Source organism: Pseudomonas sp. TE12234, from assembly GCF_054061835.1.
Genome location: NZ_JBSSEP010000002.1, coordinates 504,160 through 519,172, shown reverse-complemented (window position 1 = coordinate 519,172; position 15,013 = coordinate 504,160). Strand labels below are relative to the sequence as shown.

The window sequence follows — 15,013 nt, the reverse complement described above, 5'->3', positions numbered from 1 at the left end:
GGCGCGAAGCGGCCCCCAAAACGGGACTGCTGCGCAGTCCAGCGGGAGCAAGCACCCTCGCCACAGAGACGGAGTTCGTCCTTAACTGAAGGGTATTGGTCCCAAAGACTGCCCTTTGCGCCTCCGCCAAAACCGGAATCAGGACAGGAAACCGCCGTCTACGTTCAGAGAAATACCGGTGGTATAGCTCGACGCATCGCTCGCCAGATAAAGCACGGCGCCGGCCATTTCGCTCGGGTCGGCCACGCGCTTCAGCGGAATCTGTGCCAGGGCGGTATTGAGGATGGCCTCGTTCTTCACCAGCGCCGAAGCGAACTTGGTGTCGGTCAGGCCCGGCAGCAGGGCGTTGCAGCGGATACCGAACGGCGCACATTCCTTGGCGAACACCTTGGTCATGTTGATCACGGCAGCCTTGGTCACCGAGTAGATGCCCTGGAAGATCCCCGGCGAGACGCCGTTGATCGAGGCAACGTTGATGATGCTGCCGCCGCCGTTTTCACGCATCAGCTTGCCGGCTTCCACCGACATGAAGAAGTAGCCGCGAATGTTCACGTCGACGGTTTTCTGGAAGGCGCTGAGGTCGGTGTCCAGTACGTTGCAGAACTGCGGGTTGGTCGCCGCGTTGTTGACCAGAATGTCCAGGCGCCCGAATTGCTCCTTGATGGCGGCGAAGACCTGGCTGATCTGCTCCATTTCACCGATGTGGCAGGCGATGGCGGTGGCCTTGCCGCCCGCGGCGATGATCGCGTCGGCCACGTGCTGGCAGCCCTCGAGTTTGCGGCTCGAAACGATCACATGGGCGCCTTGCTGCGCCAGCAGCTTGGCGATGGCTTCACCGATGCCACGGCTGGCGCCGGAAACGAAAGCAATCTTGCCATCGAGGTCGAACAACTGGGTCTTGGACATGGGATTCCCCTATAAAAAATCTTGTTATCGAGTCAAATGCCGGGTTGCAGCCAATGCTGTTCAGTTGAGGCCAGTCACTGCGCGTTATCGTTCACGATCTTCGCGAGCAGGCTCGCTCCTACAGGGATCGCGTAAGGTCACAGGCTGGATTTCTGGATGACCTGCAGGCTCATCTGCTCCAGCAGTTTGTTCATGTGAATGAACTGCGCGAAGCGTTTGTCCTGGGTCTGGCCATGGTAGAAGCGGTAGTAGATCTGCTGCACGATGCCGGCCAGGCGGAACAGGCCGTAGGTGTAGTAGAAATCGAAGTTGTCGATCCGGATGCCGGAGCGCTCGGCGTAGTAATCGACGAACGCCCGGCGGGTCAGCATGCCGGGCGCGTGGCTCGGCTGGCGACGCATCAGTTGCACCGGCGCCGGGTCACCGGCTTCGATCCAGTAGGCGAGGGTATTGCCCAGGTCCATCAACGGGTCGCCGAGGGTGGTCAGTTCCCAGTCGAGCACACCGATGATCTGCATCGGGTTGTTCGGATCGAGGATCACGTTGTCGAAACGGTAGTCGTTGTGGACGATGCTGGACGTCGGGTGATCGGCCGGCATCTTGTCGTTGAGCCAGGCTTTGACCGCTTGCCACTGGGGCGCGTCGGGCGTCAGGGCTTTCTCGTAGCGGTCGCTCCAGCCTTTGATCTGGCGCGCCACGTAACCTTCGGGCTTGCCAAGATCGCCCAGGCCGTAAGCGTTGTAGTCGACCCGGTGCAGTTCGACGAACTTGTCGATGAAACTCTTGCACAAGGCTTCGGTTTTCGCCGAATCCAGGCCCAGCTCCGGCGGCAGCTCGGAGCGCAGGATGATCCCCTTGACCCGTTCCATCACATAGAACTCGGCACCGATCACCGATTCATCGGTGCAGTGCACGTAAGCCTTGGGGCAGTAGGGAAAACCCTCGCGAAGCTGGTTGAGAATGCGAAACTCGCGACCCATGTCATGGGCGGACTTGGCTTTGTGGCCGAAGGGCGGGCGACGCAGGACGAACTCCTGTTCGGGGTATTCCAGCAGGTAGGTGAGGTTCGAGGCACCGCCAGGGAACTGGCTGATCTGCGGCAAGCCGCTGAGGCCCGGAATGTGCGCCTTGAGGTATGGATCGATCAGGCTGGCATCGAGTTCTTCGCCGGTGCGGATACGAGTGGACTGGTCAGTAAGCGCCATGCTTATCCCTTCTGCTTATTCTGGAGGCCTGAAACTATTGGCTAATCTAATGCGCTCACCCGGCCCCCACAACCACGAACCGCCCTTATTGGTGAGCGTGTTGCCGGGCAATCATTGAGTTTGATACACCTGTTTGAATTGTCCTACAGGACCGCATTGCTGAGGCGGCTCGGCAGTTCAACCGGGGTGAGCACCGGTTGCCCGGAAAAGAACGCCACGAGGTTGCGGCCCACCAGTTCGACGGTGCCCTGGGTCGCTTCCGGGGACAATCCGGCGACGTGCGGGGTCAGCACCACATTGGTCAGCGACTTCAGTGCATCCGGCACTTGAGGCTCGGCATCGAAGACATCCAGTGCCGCGCCGGCGATGCGGCGTTGTTCCAGGGCACTGATCAGATCGGCGGTGACCACCACGCTGGCGCGGGCAATGTTGACGACGAACCCCTTGGGGCCAAGGGCGTCGAGCACCTGGCGGTTGATCAGGTGTTTGGTGGCCAGGCCTCCGGGGGTGGCGATGATCAAAAAGTCCGAGGCGCGCGCCAGTTCGGTGGGGGTGGAGCAGAAGCTGTAGGGCACGTCGCTGCGATGTTGCCGGTTGTGGTAGCTCACGCTCATGTCGAAGCCGTTGGCGGCGCGTTTGGCGATGGCCATGCCGACGGCGCCGAGGCCGAGGATGCCCAGGCGCTTGCCGGCCAGGGAAGGGCGCATGATTTTCGGCCACTCGCCCCGACGCACAGCGGCGTCGCAGCGCGGGATGTCGCGCACCAGTGACAGCAGCAAGGCCATGGCATGGTCCGCCACTGAAGAGGCGTTGACCCCGGCGCCATTGGTGACGGTGATGCCGCGGTCGGCCGCCGCTTGCAGGTCGACGTGCTCATAACCGGCGCCGATCACGCAAATGATCTTCAGATTGGGCAGGGCGGCGATTTCATCGGCATACAGGCCTAAGGGGCCGCGGGTCAGGACCGCGTTGATCTGGCCGCTGTGCCGGGTGATGGCCTCGGCGCGTTCGGCAGGCGTAGGCGCCAATATCAGGTGAAAGCCCTGATGTTCGAGGATGGGCAGATAATCATTGATGGTTTCGACCAGTACCAGAACGGTTGCAGGCATGCTTGGCTCCCTGTGGGCATCGGAATATCGGGCTCGAACATCGGTTGAGATGGCTGGTTGCCGGACGTCCTGGCAACAAGCAACATCGGTGCCGCGTCACTCAGTGTAGGAGCTGGCGCGGCAAGCGAGGGTTTTCTGTGGGGAAGCAGCATTCAGCGTGGGGCAGGGGATGCGGGCGCCGCGCCGAGAAAGCCCTTGGCCGCCTCCAGTATTTCATCCGACAGGGCGTCGCCACGGGTGGCGCGGGCCAGCGTCAAGGCACCGACCATCAGCGAATACTGCACCAGCGCCTGTTGGCGGTTGCTCGCCGCGTCGCTTGAGTCCATCAGGTTGGCCAGGGTATCGAACAACCGGTTCAGACCGCCGATGAAGGTCTCGCGCAGGGCGCTGTCGGCGGACTCGTGGCACATGTCGCCGGCAAACGCCACCACCGGGCAGCTGTCCCCCGGGTTGTCGCGGCTGGTGGTCGACAGGTAGGGCTCGATCAAGGCGCGGCGTGCGGCGGCGTGGTCCTCGGCCGCCACAATCCACTCCCGCCAGCGGCCGGCGGCTTGTTCGAAAGCCCGGCCACTGGCTTCAACGGCCAGTGCCTCCTTCGATTCAAAATGACCATAGAACCCGCCATGGGTCAGCCCCGCCGCGCCCATCACATCGACGACGCTGATCCCGTGCAGGCCGCGCTCGCGAAACAGCCGCGTGGCCGCCTCGACGATGATTTCGCGGTTCAGGTCGGCTTGCTTGCGGGAGACTCGGGGCATGGGATGCTCACAGAAATTGAATTGCAAAAATCAGAGGGCGTACTGGGCAACGCCGTTGCCAAACGACCAGTTTTCTTTCTTCACTTCCACCAGATTAATGAAAACGTCTTCCAGGCGCACCGCCAGTTCCGCGTTCAGGCTCTCGGCGATGGTTTTGTAGAGCAGTTTTTTCTGCTCGACGGTGCGGCCTTCGCTCAGGGTGATCTGAATGATGACCAGCTTGTCGCTGCGCGGGATGCCCAGGTATCCGGGATCAAAGATGAAGTGCTGTTCGTCGTGTTCGGCGAGGATCTGGAAGTTATCGTCCTCCGGCACGCCAATGCTGCTGCGCATGGCGGCGTAGATCAGTTGGCCGATACGTTTGGCGTAGCTGGGGTCCTGCTGCTTTTTGATGTCGACGCGAACCAGTGGCATGGGAAGGCTCCGGGAGAGGAACAGGTTTGATCATAAATACATGATGGCGGACCTTTATCAAGCGGGGATTGTGCTTTGGCGATGAAACGCCGATGTACAAACCCTGTGGGAGCGAGCCTGCTCGCGATAGCGATCGAACATACAGAAAGGGTGGTGTCTGAGGCACCGCCATCGCGAGCAGGCTGGCTCCCACACGGGGGAATATATTGTGCAATCTCACCCAGTTGGTACCACCGTTCCTCACCTAAGTCTTTGCTTCTGTTCACTAATCCCGGACAATCGCGCCCCTGTTTCGGCCAGGGCGCTGCCTGTCGGGTACTCCGACGCGTTCTGACCGGGTGGCAAGTGACCGGAATGTGGAGATCCCACCGGATGAATGATCAGGCCAATAGCGTTAACGAACGCTATGTAGACGCGACACCAGCGACCCTTTCGAGCTGGAATCGCCAAGACACCACCTGGATGCTTGGCCTGTTTGGCACGGCGATTGGTGCAGGTACCCTGTTTTTACCAATCAACGCGGGCCTGGGCGGCTTCTGGCCGTTGCTGGTGCTGGCACTGCTGGCATTCCCGATGACTTTCTATGCGCACCGTGGCCTGACCCGTTTCGTGCTGTCCGGGCGTGAAGGCGCGGACATCACCGAAGTGGTAGAGCAGCATTTCGGCATCAAGGCCGGCGCGTTGATTACCCTGCTGTACTTCTTCGCGATTTTCCCGATCCTGCTGATCTACAGCGTGGCGCTGACCAACACCGTAGGCAGCTTCCTGGAGCATCAACTGCACATCATGCCGCCACCGCGGGCGGTGCTGTCGCTGGTGCTGATCCTCGGCCTGCTGGCGGTTGTGCGCTGTGGCGAGCAGATGATCGTCAAGGCCATGAGCCTGATGGTGTATCCGTTCATCGTCGCCTTGCTGTTTTTGGCGGTGTTCCTGATTCCACACTGGAACGGCGGCATCCTGACCACGGCCAGCACCCTGCCTGCGCCGTCGGCGTTGCTGCACACCCTGTGGCTGGCGATTCCGGTGATGGTGTTTTCGTTCAACCACTCGCCGATCATCTCGGCGTTCGCGGTCGATCAGAAGCGTCGTTACGGTGAACACGCCGAAGAGCGCAGCTCGCAGATCCTCTCCCGCGCCCACGCCTTGATGGTGGTGATGGTGCTGTTCTTCGTCTTCAGCTGCGTGCTGACCCTGTCCCCGGCGCAACTGGCCGAGGCCAAGGCGCAGAACCTGTCGATCCTGTCGTACCTGGCCAACCACTTCAGCAACCCGACCATCGCCTTCGCGGCACCGTTGATTGCCTTCGTGGCCATTTCCAAGTCGTTTCTGGGCCACTACATCGGCGCCAGCGAAGGCTTAAAAGGCCTGATCGTCAAGAGCGGCAAACGCCCGGGCGCCAAGGCGCTGGACCGCATCGTCGCGGCGTTCATGCTGGTGGTGTGCTGGATCGTCGCCACCCTCAACCCGAGCATCCTCGGCATGATCGAAACCCTCGGCGGCCCGGTCATCGCGGCAATCCTGTTCCTGATGCCGATGTACGCAATCCGCAAGGTACCGGCCATGGCGCGCTATCGCGGCCAGGCGTCCAACGTATTCGTGGTGGCGGTGGGGCTGGTGGCAATTACGGCTCTCATCTACTCACTGATGGCGTGATTTAAAGATCAAGAGATCGCAGCCTTGGGCAGCTTCCGGAGAAACGGTGTTTTCTCCCGGACACTGTCAGAGGCTGCGATTTTTGCTTCTGATTAAAGCAGGGAAGTGAAAATCCGCTGTCACCTGACCCACCGAAACCCCTCGCCAAAACCGCTTCATCCTTCTACTTACAGTCCTCGTTGCACTTGAGCAAAAATCTCGGTGATGGGCCGTCGCGGCTGGCGCTTTTGCAACTGCCGCACCTGTTCACTCAGCCGCAGCAACTCTTCACTCGGCTTGGCCCATTGCTCTTGCGGCAGCGGCTCCGACCATTCGCGCATGACGTCGGGCAGGGCCTGTTTGCCGATTTGTTCGAGGCGGCGCACTTCCCATTCGACGAGACGGTTGGGAATCGTCCACAAGGTCATCACGTGGTACAGGTACCAGAAGAAGCCGGATGTTCGACTGCGCGAGCCGTCGCGGATCTGTTGGTGCATGCGCGCGCGGGCGTTGCGGAAGGTGTGCAGGCCTTCGTGGGGCGGGTCGTCGGGGCCTTGCAGGTCTTGCAGGTCCTGGATGGATTTGAGGTCGTTGACTTGGTATACCATGTAGCCGCGAATGGCTTCCCAATGGCTGATGGCCAGGGGCAGGCCGGCGCACTGGAATTCGAGGCTGGTAAGGGTTTCGCCGTGGTGGAAACCGATGCCCATGCCGTACTGGCGGTGGATGCCGTACTGGGTGGCGCCCTGGGCTTCGATAACCCAGGCGGAGAGGGATTCCCAGGGGACGAAGACGGGCTCGGTCGTCCCTTCAGGCATGAAGCAGACTTCGCGGCGTTGGCGGTTGAAGCGGGTGGGGATGAGGGTGGAGCGTTTTTTGTGGTTGTGGTGCCAGACTCCCAGGCCGATGAGCAGAATAGGAAAACCAGTCTCCAATGCGAGCCCTTTAGTTTCCTCGAAGATCTCTTCTACGTAGATCCAACTGGTTTCCCAACCATCTCCAAACATTAACCCAAGAAAGCCGCCTAACAGGGGAAAGAGAAAGGCAACTGAGCAAGCGATGCTTAATGGCCCTCCCAATATTACTTGCCATGAAAACACTTGCGGCGAACCTAACCCAAAATCCATGTAAACGTCATTCAGCTCGCCGATATGCGGGCCGTAGGGTGGAAATGGTGTCGGCAACGGTAGCGGTGCCAGATAGGTCATTTTCCCGCTGGGAAACGGTTCGATGTCTCCCGCTTTTTTGGGCTGTTGATGCTGCGCAGCGCCGACTGGCTTGTCGTGATTATTCGGCATGTTTGGTTTGCTCCAGAAACTCGGTTTCGATGTGCAAAACCGGACGTCCTTGTTCTTTCTGGTGGGCAGCAAACCCGCTGAGCACCTCTGAAAAACCACTCATGCGCGACGTTTTCCGGTGGAGGGCGAGCGCTGTACTTCGGCAAAAATCTCGGTGATGGGCCGTCGCGGCTGGCGCTTTTGCAGCTGCCGCACCTGTTCACTCAGCCGCAACAATTCCTCACTCGGCTTGGCCCATTGATTTTCCGGCAGCGGTTCTGACCATTCACGCATGGCGTCGGGCAGGGCCTGTTTGCCGATTGCTTCGAGGCGGCGCACTTCCCATTCGACGAGACGGTTGGGAATCGTCCACAAGGTCATCACGTGGTACAGGTACCAGAAGAAGCCGGATGTTCGACTGCGCGAGCCGTCGCGGATCTGCTGGTGCATGCGCGCGCGGGCGTTGCGGAAGGTGTGCAGGCCTTCGTGGGGCGGGTCGTCGGGGCCTTGCAGGTCTTGCAGGTCCTGGATCGATTTGAGGTCGTTGACTTGGTATTCCATGTAGCCGCGAATGGCTTCCCAATGGCTGATGGCGAGCGGCAGGCCGGCGCACTGGAATTCGAGGCTGGTGAGGGTTTCACCGTGGTAGTAGCCGATGCCCATGCCGTATTGGCGGTGGATGCCGTACTGGGTGGCGCCCTGGGCTTCGATGATCCAGGCGGAGAGTGATTCCCAGGGGACGAAGACAGGGTCGGTGGCGCCTTCGGGCATGAAGCAGACTTCACGGCGTTGGCGGTTGAAGCGGGTGGGGATGAGGGTGGAGCGTTTTTTGTGGTTGTGGTGCCAGACGGCTAGACCGATCGTCAGACTAAAAAAAGCACCGAGATTACCGTATGGATAGATGACAATAAAAAAATCAATTACAAACTCCCACGTATATGCAACGCCGTAGCCAAAAATTAAACCAAGACAACCAATGAAAGCAGGACAAAGAAACGCAATCATTAAGGCGCCACTCAAAGGCCCTCCCAAAATGACTTGCCATGAAAACACTTGCGGCGATCCCAAACCAAAGTCCATGTAAACGTCATTCAGCTCGCCAATATGTGGGCCGTAGGGTGGCACGGGTGTCGGTAAGGGTAGCGGTGCCAGATAGGTCATTTTTCCGCTTGGAAACGGTTCGATGTCTCCCGCTTTTTTGGGCTGTTGAAGCTGCGGCACGCCGACTGGCTTGTCGTGATTATTCGGCATGGTCGGCTTGCTCCAGAAACTCGGTTTCGACATGCAAGACCGGTGGCTTTTCTTTGACTAGCTGGGAAGCAACCACCGAGAAATGCCCTTCACCACGGGGATCTATGTGGATGACCGGTGTTCGCGACGTCCACTCGCCCTTGGCGTTCAACGTCTGAATACAGACGGCCAGTTCCAGTGTTTCTTTCGCTGGCGTGTACTCGGCGCCAGGATTCACCGGATAGCGAAGACAGAGCACCAGGCCTTCGGGGGTTGATTTGACGATGCGCAGGCTGCTTACGACCTCGTCGCTGATTACCTCCTTGCGTTCCCGTGGCGCTCCCTGGCTATGCAGGGGCAGGGAAATACGGTGGGCACCGATACCCAGTCGATGGGTCGGCTTGCCGCCAAAGGGAGGCAGAAGGGTTTCCAGCGTCACTCTTGGCAGCACCAGATGGATATCGCTGGGTCTGGCTTTGAACAGCAGGTTTTTCAGCCAGGAGTCGTAGGGGTTCGGGCCCAGTTGCGCGTAAGGCGCGTGGATCAGGAAAGCCAGATAACTTTGATATTCATCCAGTGAGTGGTCGCCGCGCATTTCGGCATCCCGGCTCCAGGGGGTGGTTTTCAGCCATTTGTCGTGGGCGCTGAGGTTGTAGCGGTTGAACAGCCAAGAGCCACTCAGTTCAAGCACGGTGAACAGTGCGCCTGCCAGATTAAAGCGGAAGAACACGGTGGAAAGGCGCGTGCCGGCGGCGGCCCAGGCGGCTTTTCGTGCGGCACTGTTTGGTGCAGTCAATACCTTGATTCCGGCGTGGAATGTATTGCTCAAGCCATAGGCGTTAGCCGTGACCATGCTGCTTGCACCCAATGTGGCTAGGGCAGCAGCGGCTTGTGCAGGGCGATTGCCGCTTCGAGCCGCCTGTTCCCAGTTTTTTCTTTGGGTGTGAAGGCTGCTCATTGAGGAGACAAAGCCTGAAAAGTATGTGAGGAAGCCCAATCCCACATGCAACTTTCCCATCTGCACAAGCACATTCTGCAGAGCATGGTGCTGAAGACCCAATGCGAGATTTGCACTACGAGCCTTCAACGCGGTGTCGGAGAGACTTTGGGCAGCAGTGAATCCCGCTGCACCTGTGGAAAGCACCGGATTAATCAACGACGTTAACTTACGTTTATCCCGTGTTTGCCTAAAAGCTTCTCGCACGGCCCCCACCAAATTCACCACCTGCACCAACACCACCACCAACCCCATCCCTTCGGTCTTCACCAGACTGCCCGTCGACACCGCACCCAGCCCTGACCGAATATTCCCCAACAACCCCCGCAATTCCTGTTGCTGCGCCGACGGAAACATCACCGTCACGCCAGCCCGTGCCTGCGTTGCGCCGTACAGCCGTGCCGACTCATCCGGCACTTCCGGAATCGGGCTCAATGCCTTGGCCAGCCGAACTTCGATCTGCGCCAATTGCGCCCGCACCCGCACGATTTCGTGCTGCAACTCCACGGCCCGTGGGGTTTTGTGGCCCTGGCGGTTTTTGTTGCGGGTCAGTTGGTTGCGTTCGCGGTCCAGGGTTTTCAGGTAGTCGCGCTCACGGAGCAGGTCCTTGATTTCCCGTTGCAAGGCGGCCTGTTCGGCGGGGCTGGCGACGGTGAAGGTCACGCCACTGGTTCTGGCGGCATCGAGGAGCCGCAGCTTCAGGCCCTTGGGCAGGCGCTGGAACAGTTCGTCCAGGTCGGGGATTTTCTCCGCTGAAAGGTCGAAGCCTTCCAGTACGCGGCTCAGGCCCAGGTTCAGCGCGGGGCTGTAGGTGTGCTGCACGGCTTCGGCGACGGCGCGGGTGGGGTCGGGCAGGTCGTCGAGGGCCGGCAGTTGCGGTTGCTCGATGTTCCGCAGTGTAGCCAGCCACTCCGCCAGGTTGTTGAACATCGCCATGCCGGCGTTGAACAGCGTTGAATACTGCCCGGCCTGTTCGGATTGCAAACGCAGCGGCAAGGTGTAGAACAGCGCTCGGGTCAGCTCCGGGTGTTCTTCCAGGTAGCCGAGCCATTGTTCGGCGGCCGTGTCGCTGCGGCACAGGTCCTTGAGGCAGGCGTATTCGGCGGTGAACGCCTGGCCGAGTTGCGCCGGCACTTGTGCGTCGTAGTACCAGGCCGAGCGATGGTAACGGCCGGCGCACAGCAGTTGCGTGCGGTCGGCGGTGATGCGGTCGAGCAGGCGGTTCCAGCGGCCGAGGTCGTCGCGATGACGGTTCAACGCCTCGTCCATCGCCGGGCGGTCGATCAGGTCGTTGACCCCGCGCTTGCCGCTGAGCGCCGGGCCGTCGAGCACGTTGCGCATGCGCAGGTCCTGATCCTTGCCCAGCTCGACCAGCACCGAAAGGTGCCGCTCGACGAAGTCCCCGGGGGCGACCGCTTCGAAGTACTGACGGGTGTAATAGCGTCGATCCGCGTCGGCCATGGCCCGATCGTGGGCGGTGAAGTCCGGGGCGACACCGTCAAAGCGGTTCAGCTCCAGCGCGCGGTCGAGGGTCTTGTCCCGCAGTTGCTCCAGCTCCGGGGAAGCGGCGGTGTCGCTCGGCTCGACCTTGCCGCCCTTGTTCAGGTAGTCGAGCAAGGCCTGGCGGGTGTTCTCGCGATCCGGCTCGGGCAACTGCTCCAGTTCGGCAAACAGGGTTTTGGCCTGCGGCTGGCCGCTGGCCTTGGCCAGACTGTCGATGTCCTGGTCGCTGAGTTGGCTCAGGGACTCGATGTAACAGGCCAGCAGGTAATCGCGCTGGTTGTTGTCGACCTTGCTCCAGTCATCGACCCAGCCGACCACGGTGTCCTGGTAGTCGGCCAGATCGCGCATCACGCCCAGGTCATCGTTGACCAGCAGAAACAGTGTGTCGTCCTGATAAGGCGCGCGCACCCGCCCCAGAAATTCGCCGATGTGTGCCGCGCGAAAACTCCGGGGCTGCTCCCACAGATAAGGCTCGCGTTCGTGCTCGGGGGCATCGCTGACCTGCACGGCGGGCAGTTCGACCTCGCCCGTTTCCGTGGCGCTGGCCGGTTCTGCGCCGCTCGCCACTTCCGCCAGCCACTGCTGGGCCTGGGCGACGGTGAGCAAGTGTTCGCCGCCCAGCTGGCAATGCACCGGCCCGAGGTCGACCGCCTGCATGAAATGCTTGCGCTCCTTGGCGCTGTCCAGCACCTGACGGCATTTGGCGGCACTCCACTGCACCTCGGCGAAGGTCACGTACAGGGTGCTCTGGCGGGAAAAGATCAGCGCCGGACGCTCCTCAATGGCCGCGCGCTGATCCTCGGAAACCGTTTTGCCTTTGTGCAGCAGCGCGCTGACGACGCCGTCGAGTACCCGGTACTCGTACAACTCGCCGCTGGCGCTGTCGATGAGGTACAGCCAGCCATCGCGCAGCAGGCGGATGCCCAGGGGGCGGGCGGTGAGGGCGTAGGGCATCTCCAGTTTGGCGCCGGGGTCGAGGTTTTTTTCCACCAGGCCGTAACGCAACGGCAGCAGTTGCACATGGGTTTGCCGCAACGGGCAGGCAGCGGGGGCGCCGATGGGCGATTTCGAAGCGGCGGCGGCCGCGAGGTTGGCGGGGTGCTGGTTCATGACAGGCCTCGTTCAGACGCCCACTGATGGGCCAGGGCCGCAGCCAGCGCGACGCGCTCGCCGGGTGATTGCAGGGAGGGCGTGTGGAGCAAGTGGCGGATGTGCGGGTGCCGGTCGAGGTCGTCGCCCTCCAGCCAGGCCACGACATTGGCGTAATAAAACAACTCGGATTGCCCCTGGAGCCCGAGGGCAGAGGCCTGGACCTCCAGCTGTTCGAGCCTGGCCCAGCGCTGAGCCAGACTGTCGCCGGGGTGGCACTGGGGAAAATGGCTGAGTAAATGTGCGTCGAGTTCAAGCAGCGTGCGTCGATGATCCACCTGATCCAGCGCAGCGATCTGTTCCGGGCTGAGTCGATAGGGGGTGGACAACTGGGGGCATTCGGGTCGTCGAGGGCGATGGCTGTGCCAGACCGTGTTGACGCAGTCGGCCGTCACCACCCATGACATCGGGCCGAACAGACTTTGATCGGCACTGGCCAACAAGGCCCGCATCACGGCGGCATCGGCCAGCCTCAGCAGCACCGACAGGCCTTCGGACAACTCCACGGTCAGCAGTTTTTTTAAATGTTCGGCGACGACATGGGGTTGAGCCGGGCTGAACAGCAGCACACCACACTCCATGGGGGCGTGTTGCACGAAAAGCTGCATCACGGCGTCGTCAGGCTGTTCGATGGCCACCAGCAATGGCGAGACATCGCGCAGCGCGTTAAAAGGTGGCTGGTCGTACAGGGGCAGGTTGAGTGCAGCGCGATTGAGCTGTTTTATCCGCGATGGCAAGTCGCTCAGCGTCGCGCCATCGAGCAGCACAAGGGCCTGCTGCTCGCCCCATGGCAGATGTTCAGGCAAGGAAGTCGAAAGGCTCATGCTTGGGCGGCCTCGCAGATCAGGCAGCGCGAGGCGCGGGTCGACAACAATGCGTGGCGCTGCTGAACCGCATCGAACGCCACCTTCAGCAATGGCAACGCGCCCGGTACCAGGGGTTCCGCCAACAGGCCCACCGCCGGAGCGCCGCCTTCGACAATCGCCACGCTGCTGAAAATGCCTTCAGGCCCGAGCGTCAACCAATGCCCGCCGGCCTTGATCGTGACATGGGCGCCACCATCGATGACCACTTGCTGGCCGGCACCGAGGTGCACGTGCTGGCTGGCGCTGAGTCGCTGACTGGCGACACGTATATGGCGGTCGCCTTGCACCCAAAGATGATCGTCCTGCTTGAGCTCGGTCAGGCGATTGCCGTGGGTCAGGTGGTGTTCATCGCTGCGCAGGTCATGGCTGGCAATGCCGCCGACCACCACAGTGAGCTGGTTGTCGACCTGGACCCGTTGGTCGTTGAGCACATGCTGGACAAAGTCGCGTTGGGCGCGAATGGCGATTTCTTCGGCGCCTTTCCTGTCCTCGATCCGCAGCTCGTTGTAACCGCCACCGCCGGGGCTGCTTTGGCTGCGCAGGATGCTGCGCGTCTGTTCGGCCGGAAGGTCCAGCGGCACCGGGGTGACGGCATTGGGCAGGCAACCGAGGACGAACGGTTTATCGGGGTCGCCTTCAGTGAATCCCACCAGCACTTCCATGCCAACCCGTGGAATCTGCACGCTGCCATAGCGGTCGTGGGCCCAGCCCGTCGCCACCCGCAGCCAGCAACTGGCTCGTTCATTGAGTTGACCATTACGATCCCACATCATCCGGACCTTTACCCGGCCGTAGGCATCGCAGTAGATTTCTTCGCCGGGCGGGCCCGTCACCACCGCGTGCTGGTTGCCGGGGATCCGGGGTTTGGCGTGTTTCAGTGCGGGACGGAAAATCACATCCCAGGGCGTGGCGACAAAGTGGTTGCGGTAGCCCTGAATCAAGCCATCACCGTCGACGGAGGTCGCCGCCTCCTCCAGCACTTGTGGCTGTCGACCATCGTGTACTACGCGGGTCAGTAACCATAAACCGTTACAGTCGGGGCGCGGGTGTTCGCTGATTTCGACGTAGCTGCCACTGCGCATCAGGCTCTGGTCGCTGCGGCCGTTGCCCTGACGGTAATCGGCGCGATGCCGCTCCAGGGTGCGCTGGCTCAGGTGCTCGCCCCGATCGCGATGGGTGAACTGCCCGGGAAAGCCGTAATCCTCCAGCACAGGCACGCGCGCCTCGGCGGCTTCGGCCTGCAGTTGCACGTTGGGTTTTTCGAAGTGGTAGTCGCGGCGGCTGACCTGGGTGGTGCGGGTTTCCAGGCGCACATTGAAGCGGTCGATCACCGATGCGTCGGCGACCATGCCGCTATCTTGTGCGTAGGCTGTCGGTGCCTCAGGCAGGGGGAAGACGGTCTGGTCGTCACCGAAGACCAGAATGTGAGCATCGGCGTTGTGCTGGAAATGAAAGTGCAGGCCTTCCTCCTCGCATAACCGGTGGATGAAGTCCAGATCTGACTCGTTGTATTGCACGCAGTACGGGCGGGGCGGGTACTCGGCACTCACCTGGAAGCGCCAGGCGTTGGGTTGCATTCCGTGATCGCTCAGAATGCTTTCGATGATTTGCGGCACGTTCCGGTGCTGAAAGATTCGCTGGTTGTGACGATGCGCCAGATAGGCGAGATGCGGCACCAGCGTCATTTGGTAGCGGGTCAGCCGGGCGCCGGAATCGCCTTGGGCGACGCGATAAACCTGCCCATGAACACCGCTGCCGTCGGGACCGAAAGAGAGATGGGCCGACAGGTGCAAAAGCGATTCGAGATCAAGGTCTCGGCGTTCGCTGACCAGTTCAAGTTGCACCTCATACGTCTCGTTGAGCGCCTCTGTGAACTTGAACTCAAGCACTTGAAAGTCGTGGGAGAAGTCCTGGATATCGAGCCTGTAAACGACGGGTTTGCCGGCAATGAGCATTCACATTTCCCT

At 61.0% G+C, this 15,013-nt stretch carries 11 protein-coding genes; 1 reads left to right on the top strand and 10 read right to left on the bottom strand.

From position 1 onward, the window contains the following. Positions 1 to 138 precede the first annotated feature (138 nt). The 5 genes from ACVWYU_RS05970 to ACVWYU_RS05950 all read right to left on the bottom strand — a co-directional run bounded on the left by ACVWYU_RS05970 (position 139) and on the right by ACVWYU_RS05950 (position 4,392). The gene (locus tag ACVWYU_RS05970; RefSeq protein WP_457372206.1) at positions 139 to 906 is read right to left on the bottom strand and encodes an SDR family oxidoreductase; all 768 of its coding nucleotides are present in this window, start codon (positions 904 to 906) and stop codon (positions 139 to 141) included. A gap of 137 nt (positions 907 to 1,043) precedes the next feature. Further along, complete coding sequence (locus tag ACVWYU_RS05965) at positions 1,044 to 2,111, bottom strand: phosphotransferase family protein (protein WP_247257991.1); 1,068 nt, start codon at positions 2,109 to 2,111, stop codon at positions 1,044 to 1,046. A gap of 143 nt (positions 2,112 to 2,254) precedes the next feature. Next, entirely contained in the window at positions 2,255 to 3,220 is a 966-nt protein-coding gene (locus ACVWYU_RS05960) for a 2-hydroxyacid dehydrogenase (protein WP_390956359.1), read from the bottom strand. Positions 3,221 to 3,372: 152 nt separating this feature from the next. Next, the gene (locus tag ACVWYU_RS05955) at positions 3,373 to 3,978 is read right to left on the bottom strand and encodes a TetR/AcrR family transcriptional regulator (RefSeq protein WP_457372205.1); all 606 of its coding nucleotides are present in this window, start codon (positions 3,976 to 3,978) and stop codon (positions 3,373 to 3,375) included. Between the two features lie 30 nt (positions 3,979 to 4,008). Then, positions 4,009 to 4,392, bottom strand: coding sequence for a tautomerase family protein (locus ACVWYU_RS05950; protein ID WP_457372204.1), 384 nt, complete (start codon positions 4,390 to 4,392; stop codon positions 4,009 to 4,011). Positions 4,393 to 4,764: 372 nt separating this feature from the next. On the opposite strand from ACVWYU_RS05950, the gene ACVWYU_RS05945 reads away from it, so the two are divergent. Further along, on the top strand, positions 4,765 to 6,045 hold the full coding sequence (locus tag ACVWYU_RS05945) for a serine/threonine transporter (protein ID WP_247257987.1): 1,281 nt from the start codon (positions 4,765 to 4,767) through the stop codon (positions 6,043 to 6,045). A gap of 167 nt (positions 6,046 to 6,212) precedes the next feature. Here ACVWYU_RS05945 and ACVWYU_RS05940 read toward each other — a convergent pair whose 3' ends face one another. The 5 genes from ACVWYU_RS05940 to ACVWYU_RS05920 all read right to left on the bottom strand — a co-directional run bounded on the left by ACVWYU_RS05940 (position 6,213) and on the right by ACVWYU_RS05920 (position 15,001). Beyond that, on the bottom strand, positions 6,213 to 7,322 hold the full coding sequence (locus ACVWYU_RS05940; RefSeq protein ID WP_457372203.1) for a hypothetical protein: 1,110 nt from the start codon (positions 7,320 to 7,322) through the stop codon (positions 6,213 to 6,215). Between the two features lie 99 nt (positions 7,323 to 7,421). Beyond that, complete coding sequence (locus ACVWYU_RS05935) at positions 7,422 to 8,552, bottom strand: hypothetical protein (protein WP_457372202.1); 1,131 nt, start codon at positions 8,550 to 8,552, stop codon at positions 7,422 to 7,424. Continuing rightward, positions 8,542 to 12,141, bottom strand: a complete 3,600-nt coding sequence (locus tag ACVWYU_RS05930; protein WP_457372201.1) for a toxin VasX — start codon at positions 12,139 to 12,141, stop codon at positions 8,542 to 8,544. The genes ACVWYU_RS05935 and ACVWYU_RS05930 overlap by 11 nt, the downstream gene beginning before the upstream one ends. Next, positions 12,138 to 13,004 carry a DUF4123 domain-containing protein gene (locus tag ACVWYU_RS05925; RefSeq protein ID WP_457372200.1) on the bottom strand — a complete coding sequence of 289 codons (867 nt, stop codon included), beginning with the start codon at positions 13,002 to 13,004 and terminating at the stop codon, positions 12,138 to 12,140. The genes ACVWYU_RS05930 and ACVWYU_RS05925 overlap by 4 nt, the downstream gene beginning before the upstream one ends. After that, the gene (locus tag ACVWYU_RS05920; protein WP_457372199.1) at positions 13,001 to 15,001 is read right to left on the bottom strand and encodes a type VI secretion system Vgr family protein; all 2,001 of its coding nucleotides are present in this window, start codon (positions 14,999 to 15,001) and stop codon (positions 13,001 to 13,003) included. The genes ACVWYU_RS05925 and ACVWYU_RS05920 overlap by 4 nt, the downstream gene beginning before the upstream one ends. Between the last annotated feature and the right edge of the window lie 12 nt (positions 15,002 to 15,013).